Source organism: Bianquea renquensis (genome assembly GCF_014384895.1).
Classification (GTDB): Bacteria; Bacillota; Clostridia; order Lachnospirales; family Bianqueaceae; genus Bianquea; species Bianquea renquensis.
In genome coordinates, this window is record NZ_JACRSQ010000007.1 from 30,842 (window position 1) to 55,381 (window position 24,540).

Genomic DNA, 24,540 nt, shown 5'->3' on the forward strand with positions numbered 1-24,540 from the left:
ATCCCCTGTGGTATACTGTTATAAATACGAAAGTATCCAAAACGGAGGATCGCTATGAGAAGAATCCTGATGATTGCGACGGGGGGCACCATTGCCTGCAAGAGGACAAAGACAGGATTGGTGCCCTTGTTGACGTCGAAGGAGATCCTCCGTTACGTGCCGGCAATCCGCTCCTTTTGTTCAGTGGATACCCTACAGATTCTCAATCTTGACAGCACCAACCTTCGCCCGGATCACTGGCTTCTCATGGCGAGGACCATCCGCGACCGGTACGAGGACTATGACGGCTTTGTCCTGTGCCATGGGACGGATACCATGGCGTATACCAGTGCGGCGCTATCCTATCTGATCCAGAACAGCGCAAAGCCTATTGTCATAACAGGAGCCCAGAAACCCATCGATATGGAGATTACGGATGCAAAGACCAACCTGCAGGACAGCTTTCGATATGCGTCATGCCCCCAAGCCCACGGGGTTGTCATCGTATTCGATGGAAAGGTGATCTGCGGGACGAGGGCCAGAAAGATGCGAACCAAAAGTAACAATGCCTTTTCCAGCATCAACTTTCCGGACCTGGCGGTGATTCAGGAGGATCGAATCATTCAATATATCCAAGACCCACCGCCGAATTCGCAGCCTATTTTTTATCAGACACTGAATCCAAACGTTATCGTCATCAAGCTGATACCAGGAATGGATCCCCATATTTTCTGCTGCCTGTCTGAGAGCTTTGACGGTGTGATCATTGAGAGCTACGGCGTAGGTGGAATTCCATGGGATACGGAATACAATTTCGCAAGCGCGCTAGATCGGCTGGTTCAAGACGGCAAGATCGTCGTGATGACAACCCAAGTATTGCACGAGGGCAGCGATATGAGCGTGTATCAAGTGGGCCACATGGCGAAAAAACAATTTAGGCTGATGGAATCCTACGATATGACGCTGGAGTCTACGGTTACGAAACTGATGTGGGCGCTTGGACAAAGCAGTGACCCGAAAGAGGTGCGCCGGCTTTTCAACGCCACAATCAATCACGATATGCTGTATCAAGGAGTGAACTGCCAGCAGGAAGAGAAGGAGGGCGCAACATGAAGAAACGTACAGGCACGTTTGCCAGCAGCAACGGACGAGATCGGATTCGCTACTATGTATATAGCCCGGAAGAGAGTCCGAGAGCAATTCTCCAGATATCCCACGGAATGTGCGAGTATCTGACCCGCTATGAAGGGTTCATGGAATACATGGCGGACAAAGGCTTTTTGGTCTGTGGAAACGATCACCTCGGACATGGCGGGTCCGCCGCTTCAAAGGAAGAACTCGGATATTTCGCCAGTGAAAACGGGTGGTCATGTCTTGTGGAGGATCTGCACCGCCTGACCGTCCACATGAAAAAGAAATATCCGTACCTCCCATACTATCTCTTGGGACACAGTATGGGATCCTTTGTGGCACGTGCCTACCTCGTCCGTTATGGGGATGCGCTGGACGGTGCGATTCTATGTGGAACGAGCGGCAGCAATCCCTTTGCAGCGCTGGGGGTACTCATGGCAAAGATGTTGGCGCGCGTAAAAGGAGATCACTACCGCAGCCGATTTCTGAACGACTTGATGTTTCAGTCCTACAACAGCCGGTATCCCAAAAAGCGGACATCCTTTGACTGGCTGACGAGGGAGGAGACCATCGTGGACCGGTACATTCAGGATCCGTATTGCAATTTCGTCTTTACGGCCAATGGGTTTGAGAATCTGCTGTCCATGTTGCGGTATGTTTCGTCGAGTCGATGGTATGCATCGGTGCCCAGAGATCTGCCCATTCTGCTTATCAGCGGCGACATGGATCCCGTCGGTCAGTACGGTAGCGGTGTAAAACAGGTATTTCGACGGTTAAAAAAAGAAGGCGTGGTGGATTTGACCATACGCCTATACGAACAGGGCCGCCATGAACTTTTGAATGAAACCAACCGCCTGGATATCTACTCCGATGTGGTGGATTGGCTGGAGGGATAGAAGTCCAACAGCCGCTGAAAGACTTCGCCGATTTTATGGTGGATCACCAAATCCGCTCTCCCGTCTAAAGGAGTTTCATCCCTGTTGATCAGAACGAGGCCCACATCCCCGTGAAAATATCGGAGGAGGCCGGCTGCCGGGTATACATTGAGCGAGGTTCCACCTACAATCATCAGATCCGCCTCCTGAATCTGGGAGATACTCTGTGAGAGAACGGTTTCATCGAGCGCTTCTTCATAGAGCACTACGTCGGGCTTGATCAATCCGCCGCATCTCGTACAGCGGGGGAGGGGGTCGCCTCGGAGAATGATGTCAAGTCCAAAGGATTGATGGCAGTCCATACAGTAGTTGCGATGGATGGATCCATGCAATTCCAACACCTTTCGGCTGCCGGCCCTCTGATGCAGCCCGTCGATGTTCTGGGTGATCACAGCGGTCAAAACACCTTGACGCTCTAAGAACGCCAATCCTCTGTGGGCAGCATTGGGAACGGCGGAGGGGTGGAGCATATAGTTCCGATAATATTGATAAAAAATATCGGGGTGCTTGACAAAAAAGGTATGGGACAGAATCTCCTCCGGAGGTACCCCGTACTCCTGTACTGTTCGATAGATCCCGGACTCACTTCGAAAATCCGGAATGCCGCTTTCTGTGGAGACCCCTGCGCCGCCAAAGAAGACGGCTTTTTTGCATGTCAGCAGTCCATTGTATAGTTGCTGTACTGAATCCTTCACTGCGATAGACTTCCTTTCAAATCAGATTGCAAGGCGCAAGCCCTAATCTATGGATGCCGCAGGTAACCCTTGCGGCGCTGTCAAGCTTTGATTTCGACTCGTAAGGGCAAACAAAGCTCCTATCGGGACGTTTTATGAAAACAGGCCTCGATCAAAGCGATGACAACGTTGTCATCCTGCAAGGGCTCCTTGACGGCTGACTCCCATAGGGAGGGAGTTTGGACCAACTCAGACAAGGGCTGTTCAAAATACTGGGAGAAGTCGGCCCGGCTGACGCTAAATTCTTTGTCGAGAAAGCGATAGCGAAGCCCCTCTAGATTGTCGATGAGACCAAAAGCGGCGGCGGAGTTGTAGATGAGAGAGCGCATGACGAGCTGCTCTGAGAGAGAAGCTAGGGAAACATTGTAGTTGATCTGGAATGTTAGAGACTCAGGATCGTTTTCATAGCTGGACGGGAGATCTTGCAGCGGGAGATTACCAAATAGATGAATGGTGTTGGCCGCATCTCCCATATAAAGAGATTTATACTGTTGTATCGAGGACAGATCATGGGTGAGGGGATCCCGCTGTCTTGTTTCATATTCCTGCTGGCGTTGCTCCTGCGCCGGCCGGTATACACACTCGATTCCAAGGAGGATCAGCAAACCGATCACAAGTAAAATCGCAATGCTGATATCTTTTTTATGCCTCATCGCCTTGTACCTCCGCTTCCAGGGTTGCCTTGCCTACATGTTGGACAGCGAGCGGAATCCATAGAAAGGTCGCTGGCAAAAAATAGTCCGCAGCCAGAAGTGCAAATTGATAGGGGCCATTGATGTGGATAGGGCGAGAAAACCACAGGTTGCTGCCAAAGCGGATGCCTGTCACCAGGGCCAGATCAAGGAGAAAAAACAGGGCAAAGAGAATCCAAACCCAGCGGGATGCCTTTTGAAGGGAGCGGAGGGATACCCGCGTAACCGTCGATGGAGATAGTAAGCGAGCCAGAAAATAGAGAATCCCCGCTGCGATAATCATTAGAAGATAGGCGGTATTGAGTATACGTCCAGAAGTATGGAACATGCGGAAGGGAAGGGTCACAATCCAGGCCACTGATAGACATAACAGGACATGCTGCAAGATGTTGAGGGCGAAAGCGCGGGTCGATACGGTCAGCCGCTGTTTCGAATCAAGAAAATCTAGAGAGGGAATGCTATTTTTTGCATTCGCAATGGCCTCTTTTTCGGAAAGCCCATGAGAGAGATCATCTGCGATCCGAGCGCGCAAATTTGAAAGAATTTCATCTTGAGCCTCCAGATTGGCCTGGGTTTTCGGGTATCGGGCAAATAATTGGTTGATATAGCGTTCTAAAGAATCCATATGGTTACCTCCAGACAGCCGCCATGCGGCAAATGTTTCAGCAGTGAAATAAATTATATTGGGCAACTTAAGTTTCCTCTTTCAACAGATCCTCAATGAGATCACGGGCCTTGTTCCAAGCGGCGAGGTTTGCCTGCAGCAGGGAACGGCCGACAGGGGTGATGCGGTAATATTTTCGCCGTCCTCCCTGGCTTTCATCGCCCCAGTAAGATTCGATGCATTGCTGTCCCTCCAGCCTGCGGAGACTGGTGTACAGAGAGGGTTCTTTTAATTCGTAGCGGCCATCGCTTTTTTGTGACACTCGCTTGATGAGTTCATATCCATAGCTATCGTGATTGTCCAGAATTCGCAGGAGTATGGTGTCAATATGGCCTCGAATGGAGTCGGCCGACACGGATTCCGATTTACCCATATAGCATTCCCCCCTTTCCGAGATCATTTGGTATGAATGCATTATATAACAAAGTACTATGTATGTCAATGTACTATTTTAAAAATAATATATAAGACTTGACATTCATCTGAAATCAAGCGCTATTAAATATTTGTGGAGGAGGTGCTTGCGCCTGTCAGCGGGTATCCCGTGAATCGTCAGCAAGAAATAGCATCCAGGAAAAATTTTTCAAAAATCAAAATTTTCTCTTTACAAAGACAAGTTTCTATATTATAATATAAAGGCACTGTTTGAGAGGGAATATAGCTCAGTTGGTTAGAGTGCCACGTTGACATCGTGGAGGTCGCTGGTTCGAGCCCAGTTATTCCCATATAAATTCCGGAGGAGGAGATCTTCCGGTTTTTTTATAACAAATTTGTGCACGAGCACAAAAAAATGGGAGGTATAGAGATGGAACAAGACCGCGAGATATATGAGGCTGACCGGCCTTTTCAGGAGCGGGTGCAGGAGCTACTGTCTAAGATGACCTTGGAAGAAAAATTCTCTCAGATGACATTCCGGTCGCCGGCCATCGACCGGCTGGGAATCCCCGCGTACAACTGGTGGAACGAAGCGCTGCACGGCGTGGCGCGGTCCGGCGTGGCGACCATGTTCGCCCAGGCCATAGGACTGGCGGCAACCTTCGATGATGGCCTTGTGCATCGGGTGGCGGATGCCATATCCACGGAGGCCAGAGCGAAATATCATGAATATGAGAAGCATGGGGATCGGGGCATCTACAAAGGTCTTACCTTCTGGTCTCCCAATGTCAATATTTTCCGCGATCCCAGGTGGGGACGAGGACATGAGACCTACGGGGAGGATCCCTATCTGACAGGGCGCATGGGCGTTGCATTTGTTAAGGGGATTCAGGGGGAGGATCCAAAATATTTAAAAGCCGCCGCCTGCGCTAAGCATTACGCTGTACACAGTGGGCCGGAGGCTCTACGGCACGAATTTGACGCGGAAGTATCGGCCAAGGACCTGTGGGAGACATACCTGCCAGCCTTTGAGGATTGTGTGACAGAGGGAAATGTGGAAGCTGTCATGGGAGCCTATAACCGGACTAACGGGCAGCCATGCTGCGGCAGCCCTGTGCTGATTCAAGACATACTCCGAGATACATGGGGATTTCAGGGGCATTTTGTGTCCGATTGCTGGGCGATCATGGACTTTCACCAACATCACCATGTGACGGCCACCGCGCCGGAATCTGCGGCGCTTGCCTTAAACGCAGGATGTGACGTAAACTGCGGCAGTGTGTATCTGCATTTGCAGGTTGCCTACCAGGAAGGACGGATTACGGAGGAGACGCTTGATAAGGCGTTGTCAAGGTTGTTCATGACACGAATGAAGCTGGGAATGTTCGATACCCCTTCCCAAGTTCCGTACACCGCGATCCCATATGAGAAAAATGACTGTGTGGAACATCAGTCCCTCAACCTCGAAGCGGCGGAGAAATCTATGGTCCTCCTAAAAAATGACGGGGCGCTTCCTTTTACAGCCACCTCCATAGGGACCATCGCGGTTATCGGTCCTAATGCGGATAGCCGTGAGGCGCTTAAGGGAAATTATTATGGAGATGCATCCCAGTATACAACAGTTCTGGAAGGAATTCAGAAGTATGTTGACCAGGAGAACTGCCGGGTCCTCTATGCAAAGGGCTGCCATCTGTGGCGAGATCGCGAGTTTGGCGAATCCGAGTTTGATGGCGATGGGATAACGGAGGCCGTCATCGCCGCGGAGAAGGCAGATGCCATTGTCCTGTGCCTTGGATTGGATGCAAGCTTGGAGGGGGAGGAGATGCATGAGTCCAACACCTACGGTAGCGGTGATAAGCCGGATCTTGAGCTCCCCGGATTACAGCAGCGCCTCATGGAGTCCGTCTGGAAAGCGGCTAAGGGCAAGCCCATTGTCCTAGTGCTTCTCAATGGAAGTGCCCTGGCGGTGAATTGGGCACAGGATCATCTTTCGGCTATTGTGGAAGCCTGGTATCCGGGAGCCAGGGGCGGCGATGCTGTTGCCAGACTGCTATTTGGAGAGTTCAGTCCGGCTGGCAGGCTCCCGGTTACATTTTACCGCACAGCAGAGGAATTGCCCGAATTCACAGAGTATTCCATGGAAGGGCGGACATACCGCTATATGGCCCAGGAGGCGCTGTACCCCTTTGGGTATGGACTGACGTATACAACATTCCGCTATGACGCTGTGCCGGACCAGCAGCTAGTCTATAGGAAAGACGAACCGGTGACGGTCTGTGTCGATGTCACCAATACGGGCGCCAGAGATTCCGATGAATGTGTGCAGCTCTATCTCTCCCATACCATTCAGAACGCGCGGCTGTCGCCAAAGTGGAGTTTAAAAGGATTTACAAGGGTGCACATGGCTGCGGGGGAGACCAAACGGCTTACCTTCACATTGACCGCCCATGAACTCCGATCCGTGGAGGAGGATGGAAGCCGCGTCGTGGAGAGCGGCCAGTATACGGTGTATCTAAGTGGCGGACAGCCGGACAACAGGACACGGGACCTGACAGGTATAGAACCGGTGCGCTATGAGATAGTGCTTCGGTAGTGTGAGGTATCAGAAAGTAAAGAACCTTCGGTTCCTTCGGATCAAGGTCCGCCTCCCGGCGGACTTTCCCATAGGACAGAGAGAGACCAGGGACATAGTCGCCTAGAAGGCAGCTATTCCCTGGTCTTTTCATTTTCATCGAGATGGTTTGAAAAATAATTCCATAAAATACTATAAAAATCGGAATTTTTTTTATTTTAGGCTTGAAATTAAGTTTCATATATTGTATAATAATTTTATACTTAAGTTTCGAATGGGATGGAGGAAGGGACAGGTGTTAAAGACGGCAGAGCTAAGACAGCAGCGGACGAGGAATCGACATGGGAACTTTGCATGGCATAGAATCAGCCGAAATTGGGAATTGTACTTGATGATTTTGCCAGTTTTCCTGTTTTTCATTGTTTTTCACTATGTTCCTATGTACGGAATTCAGATCGCATTTAAGAATTTTTCCGGTGTACTAGGAATTTGGGGGAGCCCTTGGGCAGGGGTTGAGCATTTTATCCGCTTTTTCAACGGTACATATTTTAAAGAGATCGTGTGGAATACCATCAGCATCAGTGTGTACTCCCTGCTTGTTGGTTTTCCAGTCCCCATCATTCTAGCCTTGATGCTCAATGAGGTGCGCAACAAGCATTTTAAAAAGCTCGTCCAGACCGTGACCTATGCTCCATACTTTATATCGGTTGTGGTCATGGCGGGAATGATTCTTTTGTTTCTCGCGCCGGAGACAGGAGTTTTCAATCAGATGCGAAAGTTTTTCGGCGCAGAGTCCATCAATTTCATGTATGAAGGGCGATACTTTAAAACGATCTATGTTCTTTCAGGCGTATGGCAATCGGCAGGCTGGGGCTCTATCATCTATTTGTCAGCCCTGGCGGGGATCGACCCGGAATTACATGAGGCGGCAGTCATCGATGGAGCCTCCAGGTTGCGGCGAATCTGGCATATCAATCTCCCGGGGATTCTTCCGACGATCTGTATTATGCTGATTATGAACTGTGGCTCCCTGATGAATGTGGGATTTGAGAAGGTTTTCTTGCTCATGAACGATTTGAATCGATCCCACGCGGAGGTTATTTCAACGTATGTTTACAAGGTCGGCTTGATCAATCGGGAATACTCCTTTTCCACAGCCGTCGGGTTATTTAACTCTGTGATCAACTTTATCATGCTGCTCACAGTGAATACCATAACCAAAAAGCTGAATCAGAGCAGCTTGTTTTAAGGGGGGAAGGCTATGATCGCTAGAAAGAGTAAAGATGACCGTATATTTGATTCCGTCAATATAATCCTGCTGGTCCTCATCCTGATTATCGTATTGTACCCTCTGTATTTTATCATAATCGCCTCCTTTAGCGACCCGCTGGAGGTATTGGCGGGAAAAGTCTTTCTGCTTCCCAAAAAGATCAATGTGGAGGCATACAAGATGGTGTTTCGGGATGAATCAATTGTAACGGGATACCGCAACACCATCCTGTATACCATCCTTGGAACGGCCATCAATATTGTCATGACGATACTGGCCGCCTATCCCTTGTCCCGGAAGGATTTTGTGGGCCGCGGGTTTTTTACCCTCATGATGGCCATCACCATGTTTTTCAGCGGCGGGTTGATTCCCACCTATCTGTTGATTTCCAACACGCTTCATATGCAGGACACCATATGGGCTATGGTGCTGCCGGGAGCGGTCTCCGTGTGGAATACAGTGATTATGCGGACTTATTTTCAGACCAGTATTCCGGAGGGACTGCATGAGGCGGCCGTGGTGGATGGATGTAGCAGCACAAAACTCCTGTTAAAAATCGTACTGCCGCTGTCAAAACCAGTAATCGCCGTGCTGGTGCTCTTCTATGGAGTGGGGCATTGGAACAGCTTTTTCAACGCACTAATCTATTTAAGTGATAAAGATAAGTATCCGTTACAGCTGATATTGCGCTCCATCTTGATTCAAAATACCATGTCGGAAGATATGATGACCGATGTGGATTCTCTGGCCAACCGCAAGGTTTTGGCGGAGACGATCAAGTATGCGCTGATCGTTGTGGCGTCGGCTCCGATTATTATGATCTATCCATTTTTACAGAAATACTTTGTCAAGGGCGTCATGGTCGGCGCCATCAAAGGGTAATCAACCTGCGCTGAGCAGGAAAAGTAAAAGGAGGATATCAAAATGAAGAAAAAAGTGAGACGAGGTTTTGCTCTATTGCTGGCAGTGACCGTGATGGTATCACTGGTCGCCTGCCAGGAAAAGGAAAAGAAGCCTGCGGAATCATCTGTGCCAGCCAACGGTAGCGAGATCTCTGGGCAGGAATCGAAACAGGAGGAGACGGTTACGCTGCAGGCATTTGCCGTGGAAGGACCCTATACCAAAGGAGATTTTAATGACCTCCCACTGTGGAAGACCGCAGAGGAGGCCACCGGGGTGAAGGTGGTATTTGAATCGACGCCGAGCGCCTCCGCCTCGGAGAAGCTGGGATTGAAATTTGCATCCAATCAACTCCCGGATCTGTTTTTCAAGTGCGCTCTGGGAAATAATGACATCACGAGATACGCGCAGGAAGGCTCCCTCATACCGCTGGACCAGTATCTGGATAAAAACGCGCCCAATTTTAGCCAATACCTGAACGACGACGTATCCATCGAGAAAAATATTCGAATGGCGGATGGACATATTTACGGATTCCCGTACTTAGTCACAGCTGCCCCCTCCCGTATCTCCGCCAAGTATTTTATGAATGAAAAATGGCTGGAGGCACAGGATCTGACCATGCCGAAGACGACCGAGGAGTTGCTGGAGATGCTTCGCAAGATGAAGGGCTACGACTTCAACCAAAATGGAGAAGCCGACGAGATTCCTCTTGCGGTGGAGAGCTATAATCATCTTGCTTTAGGCCTGATGGGGGCTTTCGGTTTGCTCACCCGGGGAGGCGCACAGCAGACATGGGATATAGATCCCCAGACGGATGAGCTTCGATTCGTCAAGACCACAGACCAGTATAAAGAGTATCTGGAATATGTCCATACACTGTATGAAGAAAAATTGATTGACCAGGAATGCTTTACCATGGACCTGACGAAGCTGACGGCCAAGGCACAGCAGAATATCCTTGGACTTGTTATTACCATGAATACCAACTATCTGGGAGACTATAAAGAGGATTACACCTATTTGCCGGCGGCATTGATTGGCCCCCATGGGGATCAGATTTATGGTGCCAGAACCATACCGGTTGCAGGTCAGAACACCTTTCTCACCAGCGTGAACAACTATCCGGAAGAAACGATCAAATGGGTGGATTACTTCTATTCAGATGAAGGGATCGAAGCGTATTTCATGGGAGTGAAAGGTGAGACGTATGAGATTGGGGAAGACGGGAAGCCACAATTTACGGACATGGTTACCAATAACCCAGACGGTCTGAATATGGAGGAAGTCCTGGGGCGGTACGTCTGCTGGAGTGGCGGCGGCAATCCATCTGTGGCCGATGACCTACATTTTGGCAATCATCTGATTCCGGAGACCACGGTCAAAGCAGCGGAAGCTTTGATGGCATCCACACCGGATGAGATCTGGGGAACATTTGTATATTCCGTGGAGGACACCCAGCGGCTCTCCATTTTGCAGCAGGATATTGACACCTATCTCAGTGATATGACCGCCAAATTCATCACAGGCGAAGTCGGATTCGATCAATGGGATGCGTATAAACAAAGGATTGAGCAGCTGGGCCTGGAGGAATACCGGCAGATCACCCAGCGCGCGCTTGACACCTACAATCAACAGTAACCGGATACAGCCGTAGTCACTGGCACAGGCGCAAGTGGAAATGAGGGGGGATCCCTCAGAGGGATTGCCTCGAGTCGGTCGATGAACAGCTTCGGAGTGATTCGAGACAATCCTTTCTTGTAAAAGGAGGATGGAAAAATGTATCAAAGCCGATATCATTTTACGAACGGAAAGATGAGCGTTGCCGTTGACAGCATGACCGGGGAACTCCTGGAATTGGTTCACGCGCAGAGCGGTGAAAATCTGATCAAAAACTCATCCTTTCAGCTGCCACAGCCTTTTATACTGCGGGGGAGAGCGGGAGAAAGGACGGTGACTTTGCACCCAGGAAATGCAAGACAGATAGCGGAAGACGAGGGACTTCGAGCGAAGATATGGCAGGTGCATCGCCAGGATGAGGAACTGGAGGTCCATGTTCTGTATGAAAGGCTCATGGGAGATGGGCGGATCTATGATGTCCGGGCGGAGTATGTGATATGCCTTGGAAGACAGGAGGCGAAGAGTACCTGGCAAATGACCTTCGAAAATAAAGAGCCGGGGCTGTCCATAAAAGAAGCACAATTTCCCTGTATCAACGGTGTGTATTGGGGAAGCCGCTGGGAAGACAATACAATGGTCTATCCCTATCATGCGGGGATTCAGCTGAAAAATCCTATTCAGGCACTGGAGACGGAGCCAAAACGGATCTACTGGAAATGGCAGGAATACCGCTATGCCTACCTCATAGACGGATTGGTGGGGACAGCGGATTCGAATGGGCTGTACGCGCTAGAATGCAAATATTCTGGAAACCTATCCATGACATGGCTCGACTATTATGGCGAGGAATATGGGCTGTACTTTGGATGCCATAATCCAGACCCGGATGTGTGCGCCTTGCGGGCGGACACGTGGGGAAGCAAAAGCCCAGGGATGAACTTTTCCTTCCGGTTTGATGTGGGGGAGAATCTGGAAACCTGGACCTCTCCGCCGGTTGTTGCGGCCATTCATTCTGGCGACTGGCACAAAGGCGCCGCCATATACCGCGATTTCAGGCAGCAGTATATGCCTGCGGTCATGCCGAGGCCGGAGTGGTTTGAAAAAAGTCCTGGCTTGATAGCGCACTATGATTTTCAATATCAAAACGGTGGAATCGTGCATACCTATCAAGATCTGGGGCGATTATTGGACGAGGCGGAGGACTTTGGGATCGAGCATCTGCTCTTGGCTGGGTGGCATCGAGATGGATTTGACCAGGGATTTCCCATGTACCAGTGGAATAAAGATTTGGGGGAGGAGCGAGAATTTCAGGAAGGCGTTGCCGCCATCCGCCAAAAAGGCGGGCACGTCTCTCTCTATATCAATTCCCGGCTGGCCAACCTGAAATACGGGGAGTTGCAGGAATTGATTCAGAAATATGGTGTAAAACTCCATAATCAAGAGCTTATGACAGAATGTTATGGGCGAGATGACGTAAATTTTGCAGTGATGTGTGCTGGCAGCCAACAGTGGCAGCAATGGCTGGAACATGCTGTATCCTACGGGACGGATACAATCGGCGTAGACGGCGTGTATTTGGATCAGCTGGCCATGGCACCTCCTTGCCGCTGTTATAGTCAGGAGCACACCCACACCGGGTGGAATCAAGGCTATCAACAGTTGTTGGAGCAGATCCTGTCAAAGTCAGGGAATGATTTCAATGCCATCCACGAGGGGGTATCGGATCTGTATGGGACTCTATCGTCAGGTCAATTAATCTCAACCTTTTTTTATTACCATAATGGCGCCTACCCAGAGATGTATAAATATACATTTCCAGACCATATACTGGTGGATATGTTGTATCCAGAGAAAAATATGGCCATGCGCCCCGTCCATGTGGGGCAAGTCTCTACCGCTATGATTCAAAAAGCCTTTGTGCTAGGCAGCTATTATTGGATTTATGATTTGGTGGATGACAATACGTTTACGCGGGATCCAAAGCAATACGCCTTTCTCAAGCAGGTTATTGCACTGCGCAAATTCTGGTTAGAGAGGTGGGGCATGGGAACTTTTCTGGACACCGATCATATTGTACAGACGGCAAAGGGATGGACCGTCAAGGTCTATGCCCTGCAGGATGGGTATCTGCTGGCCTGCGCCGCTGAGGCGAATGAGCCTGGATGGGTGGAATTGGATATTGCACATCTGGACAGCGCAGTGCAATATCCGTTGGAAAGGCCGGAAGAGGAGACACCGTGTCAAATTCAGCAAAAGAAGAGCACGTGCACAGTTGAAAATTTACAATCTCCTCTGACCATTATAAAAATTAAGGGATTGGGGGAGAGTCACCATGGACTACGCCAAGTTGGTCACTGAAAAGGTGAACGCATCAACAGAAAACATCGATCTCTGCTCTTCCCGAGAGATTGTTGAGCTAATCAATCGGGAAGATCAAAAAGTGGCGAGGGCGGTGGAGAAGGAGCTGCCTTTCATAGCAGAGGCGGTTGACAGCATTGTGGAGCGGATGCGGCAAGGGGGACGATTATTCTATATTGGCGCTGGGACAAGCGGCCGCATTGGAGTCCTGGATGCGTCGGAATGCCCGCCTACCTTTGGAACCGATCCGTCATTGGTGCAGGGGATTATTGCGGGAGGCGATACAGCCCTCCGGACAGCCATTGAAGGCATTGAAGATAGTTTTGAAAGCGGCGTGGAGGACATCCGAAAGATAAACATTGGGGCTTCGGATACAGTAGTGGGCATCACGGCCAGCGGGAGTGCCCCCTATGTAATCGGAGGGTTGGAGGCGGCAGGAAAAAAGGGCGCCCTCTGCATTGCCGTGTGCAATACCCGGCCTGCCGCCGTGGAAGCCTATGCGTCTGTGGTCATTGCGCCGGTGGTAGGCCCTGAGGTGATCATGGGCAGCACGCGGATGAAGGCGGGGACCGCCCAGAAGATGGTGCTTAATATGCTGTCCACAGCCTCCATGGTCCGGTTAGGCAAAGTCTATAAAAATCTTATGGTGGATGTCATGCCCACCAACAACAAATTGGCGGATCGGACGATTCGGATCATCATGGAGGCCTGTAACATTAATCGGGAAAGGGCGCAGGATGCCTTAGAGAAAGCCCAGGGACGTGCAAAAGCAGCGATTGTCATGGTTCAGTATGGATACTCTCTGGAAGAGGCCCACCGGTATCTGCAAAGAAATGATGGTTTTATTCGAAAAATACCAATGCCGGAGGAGGCTTGATTACAGATGGAGTACGTCATTGGTCTGGACGGCGGAGGGAGCAACACGACCTTGAAGGCTGCTACCTTGGAACAAGGGATTGTATTTGAAGCACAGGGGGCATCCTGCAACTTGAATGCGGCTACGGCTGAGCAGGTTCGCGACAATCTCCACAGTTTGCTCCGCATCTTTTTACGGGAAGGCTATGAAGTGTCTGAGTGCCGGGGAATATGCCTCGGGGCCTCGGGTGCAGGCGATCCTCAGGTGCAGGAGCGGTTAAAAGGAATGCTCCGTGAGATATTTCCAGCTTGCCCTATCCAGGTGGCGCATGATGCTTTGACAGCATTACACGGCGCCTTTCCAGATGGAATCGGCATCGTCATCATTGCAGGCACAGGTTCCATCTGTTACGGCCAAAATGTGAGGCGCGAGTTGGTCCGAACCGGAGGCTGGGGCCATGTGATGGGAGATGAGGGCAGCGCCTATGATATTGCAAGACAGATTCTGCAAGCTGTTATGCGCAGCTATGACGGGCGGGGGCGGGAGACGGTTTTGACGCAAGGCCTGCTGGACTATTGGAAGATTTCATCTCCAGCGCAGATACCGGAGATGGTATACCGCTGCGGGAGAGACAAGAAAGCGATTGCGGCAATTGCCTTTTTGTGTGATATCGGTTATAATAAAGGGGATACAATATGCCACGAGATCGTGGACTCCGCGGCCCAAAGTCTTATAGAATTGATTCTCTGCACAGCAAATCGGTTGAGTGGATCGGGTGAGGTTTTGCGCTGCGCGTACACCGGTGGAGTGTTGGACCACTTTACAGATCTTCGAGGGCGAGTGGAGCAAAGGATAAGAGCCCACGGACAGAGCGTCATCTGGACAGGAGAGAAAGCCGACGCGGCACTGGGATGTGTCCGGCTGGCGTTACAGACACAGGAGTGATGGAGGATGGCAGGAATCATTCTGCGAGTGACAGAGTTGCTGGAGTTTTTCAACCCTTCCGAGCGAAAGGTTGCCGCTTACATATTGGACCAGCAGCAGAAAGTGGTGGGAATGACAGTGGGGGAGCTGGCAGAGCAGAGTCAGACCAACAAAGCAACCATAATCCGGTTTTGTAAAAAGGTAGGTTGTAGTGGGTACCGGGATTTTTCCATTCAATTGGCAGCGGAACTGGCAGTCACACAGAATCATTCTCAGGAGGAAGAGTACACGGATGTCCGGGTCGGGGATGATATTGGCAGCATTATGAAAAATGTTTGTGCCAACAATGTGCGCGCCATCGAGGATAGTTTGCTGCTGTTGGACAGCGCGGTTGTGCAACAGGCGGTGGATATGCTCATCGCAGCCCACCGGGTCAATGTGTATGGGATTGGCGCGTCAGGAGTGGCGGCCCAGGATATGCAGCAAAAATTTGTCCGAATCAACAAGAATTGTGCCGCCTACGAGGATTCCCACATGCAGCTGACATCGGCCGCCAACCTTAACCCGGGGGAAGTCGCCGTGATTTTGTCCTGGTCCGGTGAGACGAAAGAGATGATTGAAGTCGCCAAGATGGCGAAGAAAAATCAGGCGGGCATCATTACCATCACCCGATATGGGCAAAATCCGCTCTGCGAGTATGCGGATGTGAAACTTTTTTTGAGCTCCCCCGAGACGTCCATCCGCTGCGGCGCCATGAGTTCCCGGATCGTTCAGATGACGATGATTGATATCCTCTTTTCCTGCCTCGTCAGTCAGGATTACCACAATGTAAGGCGATATCTGGAGAGAACTCGTCAGGAGGTCCACAAAAACTGGGCGGATAAAGAAAAAAATAAGTGAGCTACGGTTTTATTAAACTGTAGGATCTCGTGCAGGAGAGATGTTGTATGGACTGTAAAGTATGTCGCAAGGATGGGAACTTGCAGTTGTTGATTGACGGAGAGCCACAAGCGCTGTCCGCCTATATGACCTACAATCCTCGAAGCGAGGAATATGCAGCGTTTGCAAAGGCGGGCGTACAGATTTTCAGCATGGGGGTCTATGTGGGAGATCGTGGGATCAACAGCTTCAGCGGAATTCATCCTTTTCGTGAGGGGTATTGTAAAGGACCGGGCGTATATGACTTCACACAGGTGGATGAGGATATGGAGCGCATTTGCAGGGAGAGGCAGGATGCCCGGATCATCATCAGAATCGATTTGGACAGCCCCATTTGGTGGGATCTATGCCATCCGGAGGAGCTGTTTCGAAACTACAGTGGGAAGTCTATGCGTCAGTCTTTCGTCTCTGTGGCATGGCGGGATGCGATGGGAACCGCTCTGTGTGCCTTGATCCGCCATGTGGAGGCTTCCCATCTGGGAGACAACGTCATCGGATATCAGGTGGCCGCTGGCAAGACGGAGGAATGGCTGTACCATTTGTCTTTTATTGGAGAATACGGGGATTACAGCGAAATCAATCGACAACGGTTTATCCAGTGGCTTCAGGAGCAATACGGAGAGATTCAGAATCTGAATATCCACTGGAATCAACACTATGAAGATTTTTCTGATATTTCCCTGCCCCATCCGTTCCGTCGCAGCTTTTGCACGGAAGGCGTCCTCCGGAATCCAGGGCGAGAGCAGGATGTAATCGATTTTTATCAATATCACAGCGAGATGATGGCCGATGCCATCCTCTATTTTTGCCGAAGGGTTAAACAGGAGACCGGAGGGAGACGCATTACCGGTGCTTTTTATGGCTATGTAGGAGAACTGATGGACGGAGAGTATGGCCATCATGCTCTTGGGAAACTGCTGGAATCGCCGGATTTGGATTTTCTTGCCAGCCCCAACAGCTATATGGAGCTGCGAGCTCCTGGCATTGATTGGCCCTTTATGTCGGCAGTGGATTCCGCCTTTCTCCACGGCAAATTGTGGTTTATCGAATCGGATACGAGGACGAATCTGACACAACCCCTGGCCAGTGCAATGCCGAGTGTCTGTCCGGACAATCCTAGCTATGATTTTCAAGGCGTTTGGAAAGGGCCGGAGTCCGCGGAGCTGTCCCTGTCTCTCTTACAAAAAGGATTTGGGAAGGTGCTCACCGGGCGGGCCGGAACCTGGTGGTTTGACATGTGGGGCGGATGGTATCACAATCCGATCTTCATGGACTTCATGAAGACAGCCCACGGGATGATGGAGGAGGATCTGTTGAACCCGGCCGGATCCGCCGCACAGATTGCCGTCATTCTCGATGATCGATCCTACGCATATTTTGGACTCAACACCCCGGTGCTCAGCGAACTTGTCTATAGTCAGAGACAGGAATTTGGCAAGATGGGAGCGCCTTTTCACACGTATCTCCTACAAGACCTGCTGCACCCTGAGTTTCCTGCCGGCGACTATCGAATGATCATTTTCCTCAATACAATCAAACAGCCGGACGATATTCGCCAGGCGATACAGAAGCGCTTACAGAGAGATCAGAAGACGCTGGTCTTCATCTATCTACAGGACCGGTATGATCAACATAATAAAATTCGAAAGGATCCCATCACGGGGTTTTCTGTGGAGTACAGGGAAGAGGATGAACCAGTGCAGGCTTGCTATAGAGGGGTCACGTTTCCGCCAATCCCCGTATCCTGTCCCCGTTTTACAAAGAAGGATTTTATTCCCTTGGGGTATTGGAAAGACACCTCGATACCGGCAGTGGGGATGCAGGTGAAGCCAGAGTACACCAGCGTGTACAGCTTAGCGCCGCACCTTCCCGCCTCGTTATTGATGGATCTGGCAATGCACAGCGGGGTCCACCTGTTTAGCTTGACGCAGGATGTGATCTATGCCAATGACCGGTATCTATTCATTCACGCCTCTCAAAAGGGGTCTAAACGGCTATATTTTCCGTCTTTCACCCGTGTCTCCGATGTGTTTTCAGAGAGGCAATGCGCCCAGTGGTGTACGTTCATGGATTTTGAGATGGAACAATATGAGACCCGGGCCTTTCGATATGAACCTCAGTAAAAATTTACAGAGCATTGGACGGCGGCAGACAGGTCTGATTTTGACATACATAGTAGGTGGTTTGTCCGCGCAACAGAGGGTATTCATCGGTGGGCCCGTGAAAGACAGTCACATTGGCGTACAGCGGAAGCTGTGGCCGCACCGTATCCCACTCACTGGGGTTGCACAGTACAACGGTGATGTTGGGAGGCGGGTTCAAATATAGGAGCAGGGAAAGCAAAAACATGCTGTGGCCGGCTGGATATTTCTCCGCTTCCCCGGAGAGATAGGCCAGCTGTGCCGCAGCGGCCTCTTCCAGCCGCTGTTTATGGGTCATCTGCGCTAAGCGGACGAGATTGTATGCCATCATGGCGTTGCCGCTAGGCAGAGCGCCATCATAGGTTTCTTTCGGGGTTAGCACGAGGGACTCATTGCCCTTGCCGTTTAAGCGAAACCCGTTGCCTTTTCCATCGCAAAACCGCTGTACTGCTTCATGGCAGATGGTTTCCGCTTTCTCCAGATAGAGGGATTCACACGTTGCATCATAGAGGTTCAGCAAGGCCGCGGTATAGTAGGCGTAATCGTCAAGAAAGCCTGCGCCAGAGCGCTTGTCGCTCCGACAGCTGACATACAGAATCGAACCGTCAAGGAGATGGTTTTCGATATATTGCTGCGCCCTTTTAGCCGCGCAAAGGTATTGCGGTTTTTCAGATACCCGGTATAGGAAGGAGAGCGCCGAGATCATCAAGGCGTTCCACGCAGTCAGGATTTTGTCATCCAAATGGAGCTTTGTCCTTTTTGCGCGGTATTCGTAGAGCGTTGACAAAGCGTCTTCGTACTCAGTACCGACCTCTTCCCCGTGCAGACGGTTGGGAATATTCTTTCCTTCAAAATTGCCATGCTTCGTGATGCCAAAATATTGGTTGAATTTTGGGCCTATGGTTTCCCCTAATACTGATAGGATCTCATCGTATTCGAAGAGATAATATTTTCCTTCCACTCCGTCGCTGTCCGCATCCTGGGCTGAATAAAAGGCCCCCTCCGGGCTGACCATCTCCCGCAGAATGTAGGCAGCAGTTTTTTCCGCCGTCTCCAGATGCTGCACTTCCTTCGTCACAGCATAGGCCGCCGTATAGGCTAAAATCAACAATGCATTGTCATAGAGCATCTTTTCAAAATGGGGCGCTAGAAAATAGCGATCCGTAGAATACCGTGAGAAGCCGTAACCTATATGATCGAAAATGCCACCTTTGCGCATCTGGGTGAGCGTTGTGGAGGCCATGGCAAGGGCCTGCGGATCTTCCCTAAACTGGGAATACGCCAGAAGAAATAGAAGGTTGTGAGGTGTTGGAAATTTGGGCGCACTGCCAAACCCACCGTATTGCCGGTCATAGGAGTCCCGAAACTGCTGGACGGCAGTCTCCGGCAGCGCTGGGTTTATTGGGCCTGCCTTTGTAACCAAATTTTTTAAAAGATCGATCATTTTCTCTGCGGACTCGAGAAGTTCGGACCGGTTGTTCTGCCACTTATGGGAAATCGCCCGAAGAAGATCTCGAAAGCCGATCATTCCATATTGGGATTGGACGGGAAAATAAGTGCCCGCAAAAAATGGTTTCTGCTCCGGCGTCATAAAGATGCTGGTGGGCCAGCCGCCGCTGCCTGTAAAAGTCTGGCAGACCGCCATGTACACGCTGTCGATATCCGGCCGCTCTTCCCGGTCGACTTTAATCGAGATAAAATTCTCGTTGAGTAGTCTGGCGGTCTCCTCATCCTCAAAGCTCTCGTGGGCCATGACATGGCACCAGTGGCAGGTGCTGTACCCAATACTTAGAAATACCGGTTTTTGTTCCCGTCTCGCCCGCGAAAATGCTTCCTCGCCCCAAGGATACCAGTCCACTGGGTTGGCGGCGTGCTGGAGCAGATACGGACTTGTCTCATGAATCAAATGATTGCTCACGCAAAATCCCTTCATTTCGTATAGTTTAAAAATTCTGATGCTGATGCTTGTCGTCCCATGTCCCTGTGCTGATATGTGTAAACACATCTCAGCACAAGGACATCCTCCGGGACTTTCATAGTATATGCGAAAATATTGGGAGTAAACCTGGCCCTGGTATCGGAACACTCCCAGTTTTTACCTTGCTTCTTGTGTTGAAATTTGTTACAATATGTAGAGCAACAGAATCCATCAACCGAAAGAGAGGACATGACATGCTGTTTATCGAATATCCCAAATGTTCCACTTGCCAGAGGGCAAAAAAGTGGCTGGAGCAGAATGAAATCCCATATACCGATCGCCATATTCAGGAGGAGAATCCCACCTATGAGGAACTCAGAGAGTGGCTTGACAAAAGTGGTTTGCCCCTGCGCAAATTCTTTAACACAAGTGGAATGCTCTATAAATCCATGCAGTTGAAGGACAAGCTGCCGGGTATGTCCGAGGAGGAGCAGCTCCGCCTGCTGGCCAGCGATGGAATGCTCGTGAAGCGTCCCATCGCTGTGAAGGGGGATACGGTTTTGGTGGGGTTTACGAGTGACGAGTGGGAGAGGTTGAAAGGATGATCGACCTCGAGTGGCAATAGACCAAAGGGAGATTCTATGAACATCTCGAACAAAATGATACATCCAGAAATAAGAACCATAGGGAAAATTATACGCTTTATAATACCGTATTTCAAGACATCCACGTTCAAGTTGAGTCGTCATATAATAGGAGTTTTGAAGAAAAAAAGCTGCAAGGATATGTGCTATGAGCAGATTTATATACCAAGAAAGGAAAGACGTGTCACCGAAGATTTGTTGCGGATATGTGTATATAGTCCCTTTGAGAGGAAAAAGAAAGCTACCGGTATTCTATGGATTCATGGAGGAGGATATGGCCTCGGAGTGCCAGAGCAAGATGAGGCTTTTATAAGAAGATTTGTTTTAACATACAACTGTGTTGTTGTTTCGCCAGATTATTGTCTTTCTACGATTGCGCCATATCCTGCGGCTTTGGAAGATTGTTATACAGCACTTATGTGGTTGAAGGAAAATGCTGCTTTATATGATATATGTCCCAATCAGTTAATGGTAGGCGGGGATAGTGCCGGAGGTGGACTGACAGCAGCATTGACAATTTATGCACGAGATAAGCGAGAAGTTGCCATTGCCTTTCAAATGCCTCTTTACCCTATGTTGGATGACAGAATGATTACAAAATCGTCTCAAAACAATGATGCACCCGTATGGAATACGAAATCAAATGAAAACGCTTGGAAACTATACCTTGGTTCATTATACGGTACAGAAGATATTTCCCCCTATGCAGCCCCGGCGCGATTGACTGACTTTAGCAATCTTCCTCCTGCTGTTACGTATGTAGGAGATTTAGAGCCTTTCTATGATGAAACAGTGAATTATATGGAACAACTAAAGGCGGCAGGCGTTTCAGCAAAATATAAAGTGTTTACAGGATGTTATCATGCTTTTGACATAATGGCGGGAAAATCAACCCCAGCAAAAGAGGCTGTGGAATTTTTAATGAAGAATTTTGAGTACGCACAAAATCACTACTTTAAAGAACAACCATTCATTGTATAATGTGTATAAATATGCGCGGTTTTATTTATCGTATATGCCACTTGCAATAGGAGTACATTCATGGTAGTATCAGTATATATACATAAATAATACTTGATTCAGGGGGAAAACCCCATTTTATTTGTATGAAATGTTGCATTCGGTGTGTAAGGGTTAGCATGAATTAAAATGAATTTTACTTGGTAACGATTTTACGAAAGGGAGGGGAAAAGTATGCGAAAAGTCTGTCTTTGTATCAGCATCCTGATTCTCGTGGTAACCATCATCCTGTCCAATTATGTCTTCTTTGCCGCTCGCCATGTGGATTTTTTTCCTGTATATAACTCCTATTCATACTTTTATCAGAGCTTTCAATCTATTTTAGTTTTTCTCTTTTCCATTCTCTTTACCGTGGGTATACACGGCGAGATCAAGATCAAGCGAGCTGTCGGTATCACCCTGGGCGTTCTCTTCTTCTTGCTGTCCATCCACTCGCTAATAATCTACATCCCTCTTCTAAGTCGGGTGACGATTCCGGATATCGGATATCTCTATTATAACGATAAGTTTGGAAACCTAGAGCCAGTATTTGCCTATTTGGCAGGCCTCTTTATCGCAAGCTCCATTCAGAAGCAGACAAATAGCTAACATTGTAGTAAACCGAATCGCAACAGCGGCAGATATGATATATCCCCTTAGAGTAGACTAAGGGGACTATTTATTGAGTGCCGTCCAACTAGTCCTGGACAGTGCTGATGGTTCCGCTCCCAGACGTGGTTTTGATTGAAAAGTGATGGGTTCCATCACCATACATCAAGGTATTGTCCCTGCGAGTCCCATCCTCCGTCTTCAGCCGGCCACTGACGCTGGAAAAATCCACTTTCACGGAAGAAGACTTCGGTATGGTGAGCCGGATGCTTCCCGAGGTAGAGCTGAACCGGCCATTGCCCTTGACTGGGGAAGTATACTCGAGCTCAATGCGCCCCGAAGTCGTATCCGCCGCCATATCGGTCCACTGTCCCGTTCCCTCGATGGCACCACTGGTGCTGTGGAGTTCCATGGTATCCGCTTGGATTCGATTTAGAAATAGGCTTCCCGATGTGCTTTTCGCGTAAACGCTGTTGCACTGAAGGTTCTCCAGGCTTATTTTGCCAGAACTGGCGGTGGCGGACACCTTGCCGGAGACTTGGCTGTTCGTCAACGCAATCTTACCAGATGTGGCGTGGAGTCGAGTTTCGGAGGCGGAGAGATCGTGTAGCTGAATTTTTCCGGATGTTGTTTGAAGATCCAGAGACTCTGTCACCATTTTACTGATAGACACCTTGCCCGAGGTGTTCCTTCCGCTGATGGACAGTGAAAGTTCCGTCGGACAGTAGACCGTAACACGGCTGTCACCCCACCCTGCGAAGAGACTGAAAAGTCCCTGAAAGGCCGAGTCCTCCTGCCGCAGGCTAACCGTGTTGTGTCCTTCCAGAGAGGCAGAGAAGTCGATTCCCTGATTTTTGGGATAGATGGCCTCTACTTTAATGGTTTGGTCCGCCGTGGGTATGATTTCAAGAGGTAAGTTTGTCAGGTGAAAGGTTAAGTTTGTGATGTCCTGAGAATCAAAGGTTTTTTCAAAAGTTGTCATGGTCGTTCCTTTCCGTGCAGCGTAGGACTGCACACCATAGATTCCAATTTCAAGCCCGACGCCGATGCCCGTTAAAATCGTCGCGCAGATAAAGATGACCAACATAATCTTAAGCCAGCGTTTCATATTGAACCTCCATTCTGTGATCGGTATGTCATCCCATAGCTTTGCAATTCCAGTGAAGATAGCGGGCCGTCAGCTTGTAGAAGCCTTTATTGAGCAAGGTAATGGCATAAAAGAGCAGAATTCCTCCGCTGATCAGCGCAATCCCAGCCATAATGGCGTTAAAGTAAGACAATGGCGTATATAATGTAATCCAGTCGAACACCATCATTGGCGCGATGATTCCGGCGGCGATACAGAGGATTCCTGATAGGATCAGGGCAATCGCTACAAACCACATACTAAAGAGTACAGCTGCCACCCCGATCCAGGGCCCCAGGACGACAACCAGATTGAAAAATGCTAGAACACAGAACATAACAAGCTGTCGAAGACATCCGCCTGACCTTGAACCATTGGCCGAGGAAGCTGTCCTGATTGGAGGGGGCGGGGGCGGCGGCCCTTGGTTTGTAAAGGGAGGCGGTCCCTGCCGTGGAGTCTGACCAGAGATGAGGGGAGGCGTGGACGGACGGGGTTGCGCGGTTAAGGGCGGCGTCTCAGAGGGTTCTGTCACATCCGCGCCAGACTGGACCGCCTCCTGGCGCAATTGTTCCCCAATTATTTTCGGATCACCTAAGCGAACGCAAATTTCATCTTCTGATTCCCCATTTAAGATCCCTGCATCGAAATGTTCCTCAAAATCTGATAAGACTTCCCGGATGTATTCTGAGGGCAGCCCAGCTAACGATTTTTGCATTTCGCTCATGAACCATGCTTTTGTATGTGGAGTATCACACATGGGGATCTCCCTCCTTTACGATTAAATTCACACCTGTCACAAACGCATCCCATTCCTCTACGAGCGCGGCCTTCATGCGAATGCCTTCCTCCGTGATTTGATAATATTTTCGAGGAGGCCCCTCCGATGATTCTTTCAGGTACGTGGTCAGCAGACCATCATTTTTGAGCCTGCGCAGAAGAGGGTAGATGGTCCCCTCGGTGATATCCACCTGATGCGAGATTTTGCTGACTAATTCATACCCGTAACAATCCTGCCGGTGAAGGACCGCTAGTACACAAAGTTCTAAGGCGCCCTTTTTCAATTGTGTATTCACTGACACCCTCCTTCCGTTCTTTGTTTCAGTGAGACAGGAACAGCTGGCAACTGGTTACTAAAGAATAGTATATCACACATT

At 49.7% G+C, this 24,540-nt stretch carries 22 protein-coding genes and 1 tRNA gene; 15 read left to right on the top strand and 8 right to left on the bottom strand.

From position 1 onward, the window contains the following. Positions 1–54 precede the first annotated feature (54 nt). Positions 55–1,092, top strand: a complete 1,038-nt coding sequence (locus tag H8730_RS06200; RefSeq protein WP_177717528.1) for an asparaginase — start codon at positions 55–57, stop codon at positions 1,090–1,092. Further along, the gene (locus H8730_RS06205; RefSeq protein WP_177717530.1) at positions 1,089–2,006 is read left to right on the top strand and encodes an alpha/beta fold hydrolase; all 918 of its coding nucleotides are present in this window, start codon (positions 1,089–1,091) and stop codon (positions 2,004–2,006) included. The genes H8730_RS06200 and H8730_RS06205 overlap by 4 nt, the downstream gene beginning before the upstream one ends. Here H8730_RS06205 and H8730_RS06210 read toward each other — a convergent pair. From H8730_RS06210 to H8730_RS06225, 4 genes are all read right to left on the bottom strand, one after another. Continuing rightward, entirely contained in the window at positions 1,973–2,746 is a 774-nt protein-coding gene (locus H8730_RS06210) for an NAD-dependent protein deacylase (protein WP_430385372.1), read from the bottom strand. The two genes, H8730_RS06205 and H8730_RS06210, sit on opposite strands and share 34 nt — an antisense overlap. Before the next feature lie 113 nt (positions 2,747–2,859). Continuing rightward, on the bottom strand, positions 2,860–3,432 hold the full coding sequence (locus H8730_RS06215) for a DUF4825 domain-containing protein (protein WP_177717534.1): 573 nt from the start codon (positions 3,430–3,432) through the stop codon (positions 2,860–2,862). Next, the gene (locus H8730_RS06220) at positions 3,422–4,096 is read right to left on the bottom strand and encodes a hypothetical protein (RefSeq protein ID WP_177717535.1); all 675 of its coding nucleotides are present in this window, start codon (positions 4,094–4,096) and stop codon (positions 3,422–3,424) included. Before H8730_RS06220 ends, H8730_RS06215 begins: the two co-directional genes overlap by 11 nt. 67 nt (positions 4,097–4,163) lie before the next feature. Continuing rightward, positions 4,164–4,508 (bottom strand): PadR family transcriptional regulator, encoded by a 345-nt coding sequence (locus H8730_RS06225; protein ID WP_177717536.1) that lies wholly within the window; start codon positions 4,506–4,508, stop codon positions 4,164–4,166. Between the two features lie 278 nt (positions 4,509–4,786). On the opposite strand from H8730_RS06225, the gene H8730_RS06230 reads away from it, so the two are divergent. From H8730_RS06230 to H8730_RS06275, 10 genes are all read left to right on the top strand, one after another. Next, positions 4,787–4,860: transfer RNA gene (locus tag H8730_RS06230), tRNA-Val, on the top strand. An 80-nt stretch (positions 4,861–4,940) separates the two neighbouring features. Beyond that, positions 4,941–7,103: a glycoside hydrolase family 3 C-terminal domain-containing protein gene (locus H8730_RS06235; RefSeq protein ID WP_177717537.1), complete on the top strand. Its 2,163-nt coding sequence runs from the start codon at positions 4,941–4,943 to the stop codon at positions 7,101–7,103. Between the two features lie 274 nt (positions 7,104–7,377). After that, on the top strand, positions 7,378–8,331 hold the full coding sequence (locus H8730_RS06240; protein WP_249289576.1) for an ABC transporter permease: 954 nt from the start codon (positions 7,378–7,380) through the stop codon (positions 8,329–8,331). Between the two features lie 12 nt (positions 8,332–8,343). Next, positions 8,344–9,234 carry a carbohydrate ABC transporter permease gene (locus H8730_RS06245; protein WP_177720335.1) on the top strand — a complete coding sequence of 297 codons (891 nt, stop codon included), beginning with the start codon at positions 8,344–8,346 and terminating at the stop codon, positions 9,232–9,234. Between the two features lie 42 nt (positions 9,235–9,276). After that, positions 9,277–10,893: an extracellular solute-binding protein gene (locus tag H8730_RS06250; RefSeq protein ID WP_177720336.1), complete on the top strand. Its 1,617-nt coding sequence runs from the start codon at positions 9,277–9,279 to the stop codon at positions 10,891–10,893. Between the two features lie 138 nt (positions 10,894–11,031). Next, a complete protein-coding gene (locus H8730_RS06255; protein ID WP_177720338.1) occupies positions 11,032–13,230 on the top strand; it encodes a DUF6259 domain-containing protein in 2,199 nt (732 codons plus the stop codon). Next, positions 13,205–14,107 (top strand): N-acetylmuramic acid 6-phosphate etherase, encoded by a 903-nt coding sequence (gene murQ / locus H8730_RS06260; protein WP_177720340.1) that lies wholly within the window; start codon positions 13,205–13,207, stop codon positions 14,105–14,107. The genes H8730_RS06255 and murQ overlap by 26 nt, the downstream gene beginning before the upstream one ends. Positions 14,108–14,113: 6 nt before the next feature. Further along, complete coding sequence (locus tag H8730_RS06265) at positions 14,114–15,031, top strand: BadF/BadG/BcrA/BcrD ATPase family protein (protein ID WP_177720343.1); 918 nt, start codon at positions 14,114–14,116, stop codon at positions 15,029–15,031. Between the two features lie 6 nt (positions 15,032–15,037). After that, on the top strand, positions 15,038–15,910 hold the full coding sequence (locus H8730_RS06270; RefSeq protein ID WP_177720345.1) for a MurR/RpiR family transcriptional regulator: 873 nt from the start codon (positions 15,038–15,040) through the stop codon (positions 15,908–15,910). Positions 15,911–15,957: 47 nt separating this feature from the next. After that, positions 15,958–18,072 (top strand): beta-galactosidase, encoded by a 2,115-nt coding sequence (locus tag H8730_RS06275; RefSeq protein WP_177720347.1) that lies wholly within the window; start codon positions 15,958–15,960, stop codon positions 18,070–18,072. 4 nt (positions 18,073–18,076) lie between these two features. On the opposite strand, the gene H8730_RS06280 is transcribed toward H8730_RS06275, so the two are convergent. After that, complete coding sequence (locus tag H8730_RS06280; protein WP_249289577.1) at positions 18,077–20,008, bottom strand: thioredoxin domain-containing protein; 1,932 nt, start codon at positions 20,006–20,008, stop codon at positions 18,077–18,079. Positions 20,009–20,262: 254 nt separating this feature from the next. On the opposite strand from H8730_RS06280, the gene H8730_RS06285 reads away from it, so the two are divergent. From H8730_RS06285 to H8730_RS06295, 3 genes are all read left to right on the top strand, one after another. Then, the gene (locus H8730_RS06285) at positions 20,263–20,613 is read left to right on the top strand and encodes an arsenate reductase family protein (RefSeq protein ID WP_177720349.1); all 351 of its coding nucleotides are present in this window, start codon (positions 20,263–20,265) and stop codon (positions 20,611–20,613) included. A 36-nt stretch (positions 20,614–20,649) separates the two neighbouring features. Next, positions 20,650–21,633, top strand: a complete 984-nt coding sequence (locus H8730_RS06290) for an alpha/beta hydrolase (RefSeq protein WP_177720351.1) — start codon at positions 20,650–20,652, stop codon at positions 21,631–21,633. Between the two features lie 213 nt (positions 21,634–21,846). Next, positions 21,847–22,260: a hypothetical protein gene (locus H8730_RS06295; protein ID WP_177720353.1), complete on the top strand. Its 414-nt coding sequence runs from the start codon at positions 21,847–21,849 to the stop codon at positions 22,258–22,260. A gap of 88 nt (positions 22,261–22,348) precedes the next feature. Here H8730_RS06295 and H8730_RS06300 read toward each other — a convergent pair whose 3' ends face one another. The 3 genes from H8730_RS06300 to H8730_RS06310 are packed head-to-tail and all read right to left on the bottom strand — an operon-like array spanning position 22,349 to position 24,459. Beyond that, positions 22,349–23,368, bottom strand: coding sequence for a DUF4097 family beta strand repeat-containing protein (locus tag H8730_RS06300; protein ID WP_177720355.1), 1,020 nt, complete (start codon positions 23,366–23,368; stop codon positions 22,349–22,351). A 28-nt stretch (positions 23,369–23,396) separates the two neighbouring features. After that, on the bottom strand, positions 23,397–24,143 hold the full coding sequence (locus H8730_RS06305; RefSeq protein ID WP_177720357.1) for a DUF1700 domain-containing protein: 747 nt from the start codon (positions 24,141–24,143) through the stop codon (positions 23,397–23,399). Beyond that, positions 24,136–24,459, bottom strand: coding sequence for a helix-turn-helix transcriptional regulator (locus H8730_RS06310; protein ID WP_177720359.1), 324 nt, complete (start codon positions 24,457–24,459; stop codon positions 24,136–24,138). The genes H8730_RS06305 and H8730_RS06310 overlap by 8 nt, the downstream gene beginning before the upstream one ends. Positions 24,460–24,540 lie beyond the last annotated feature (81 nt).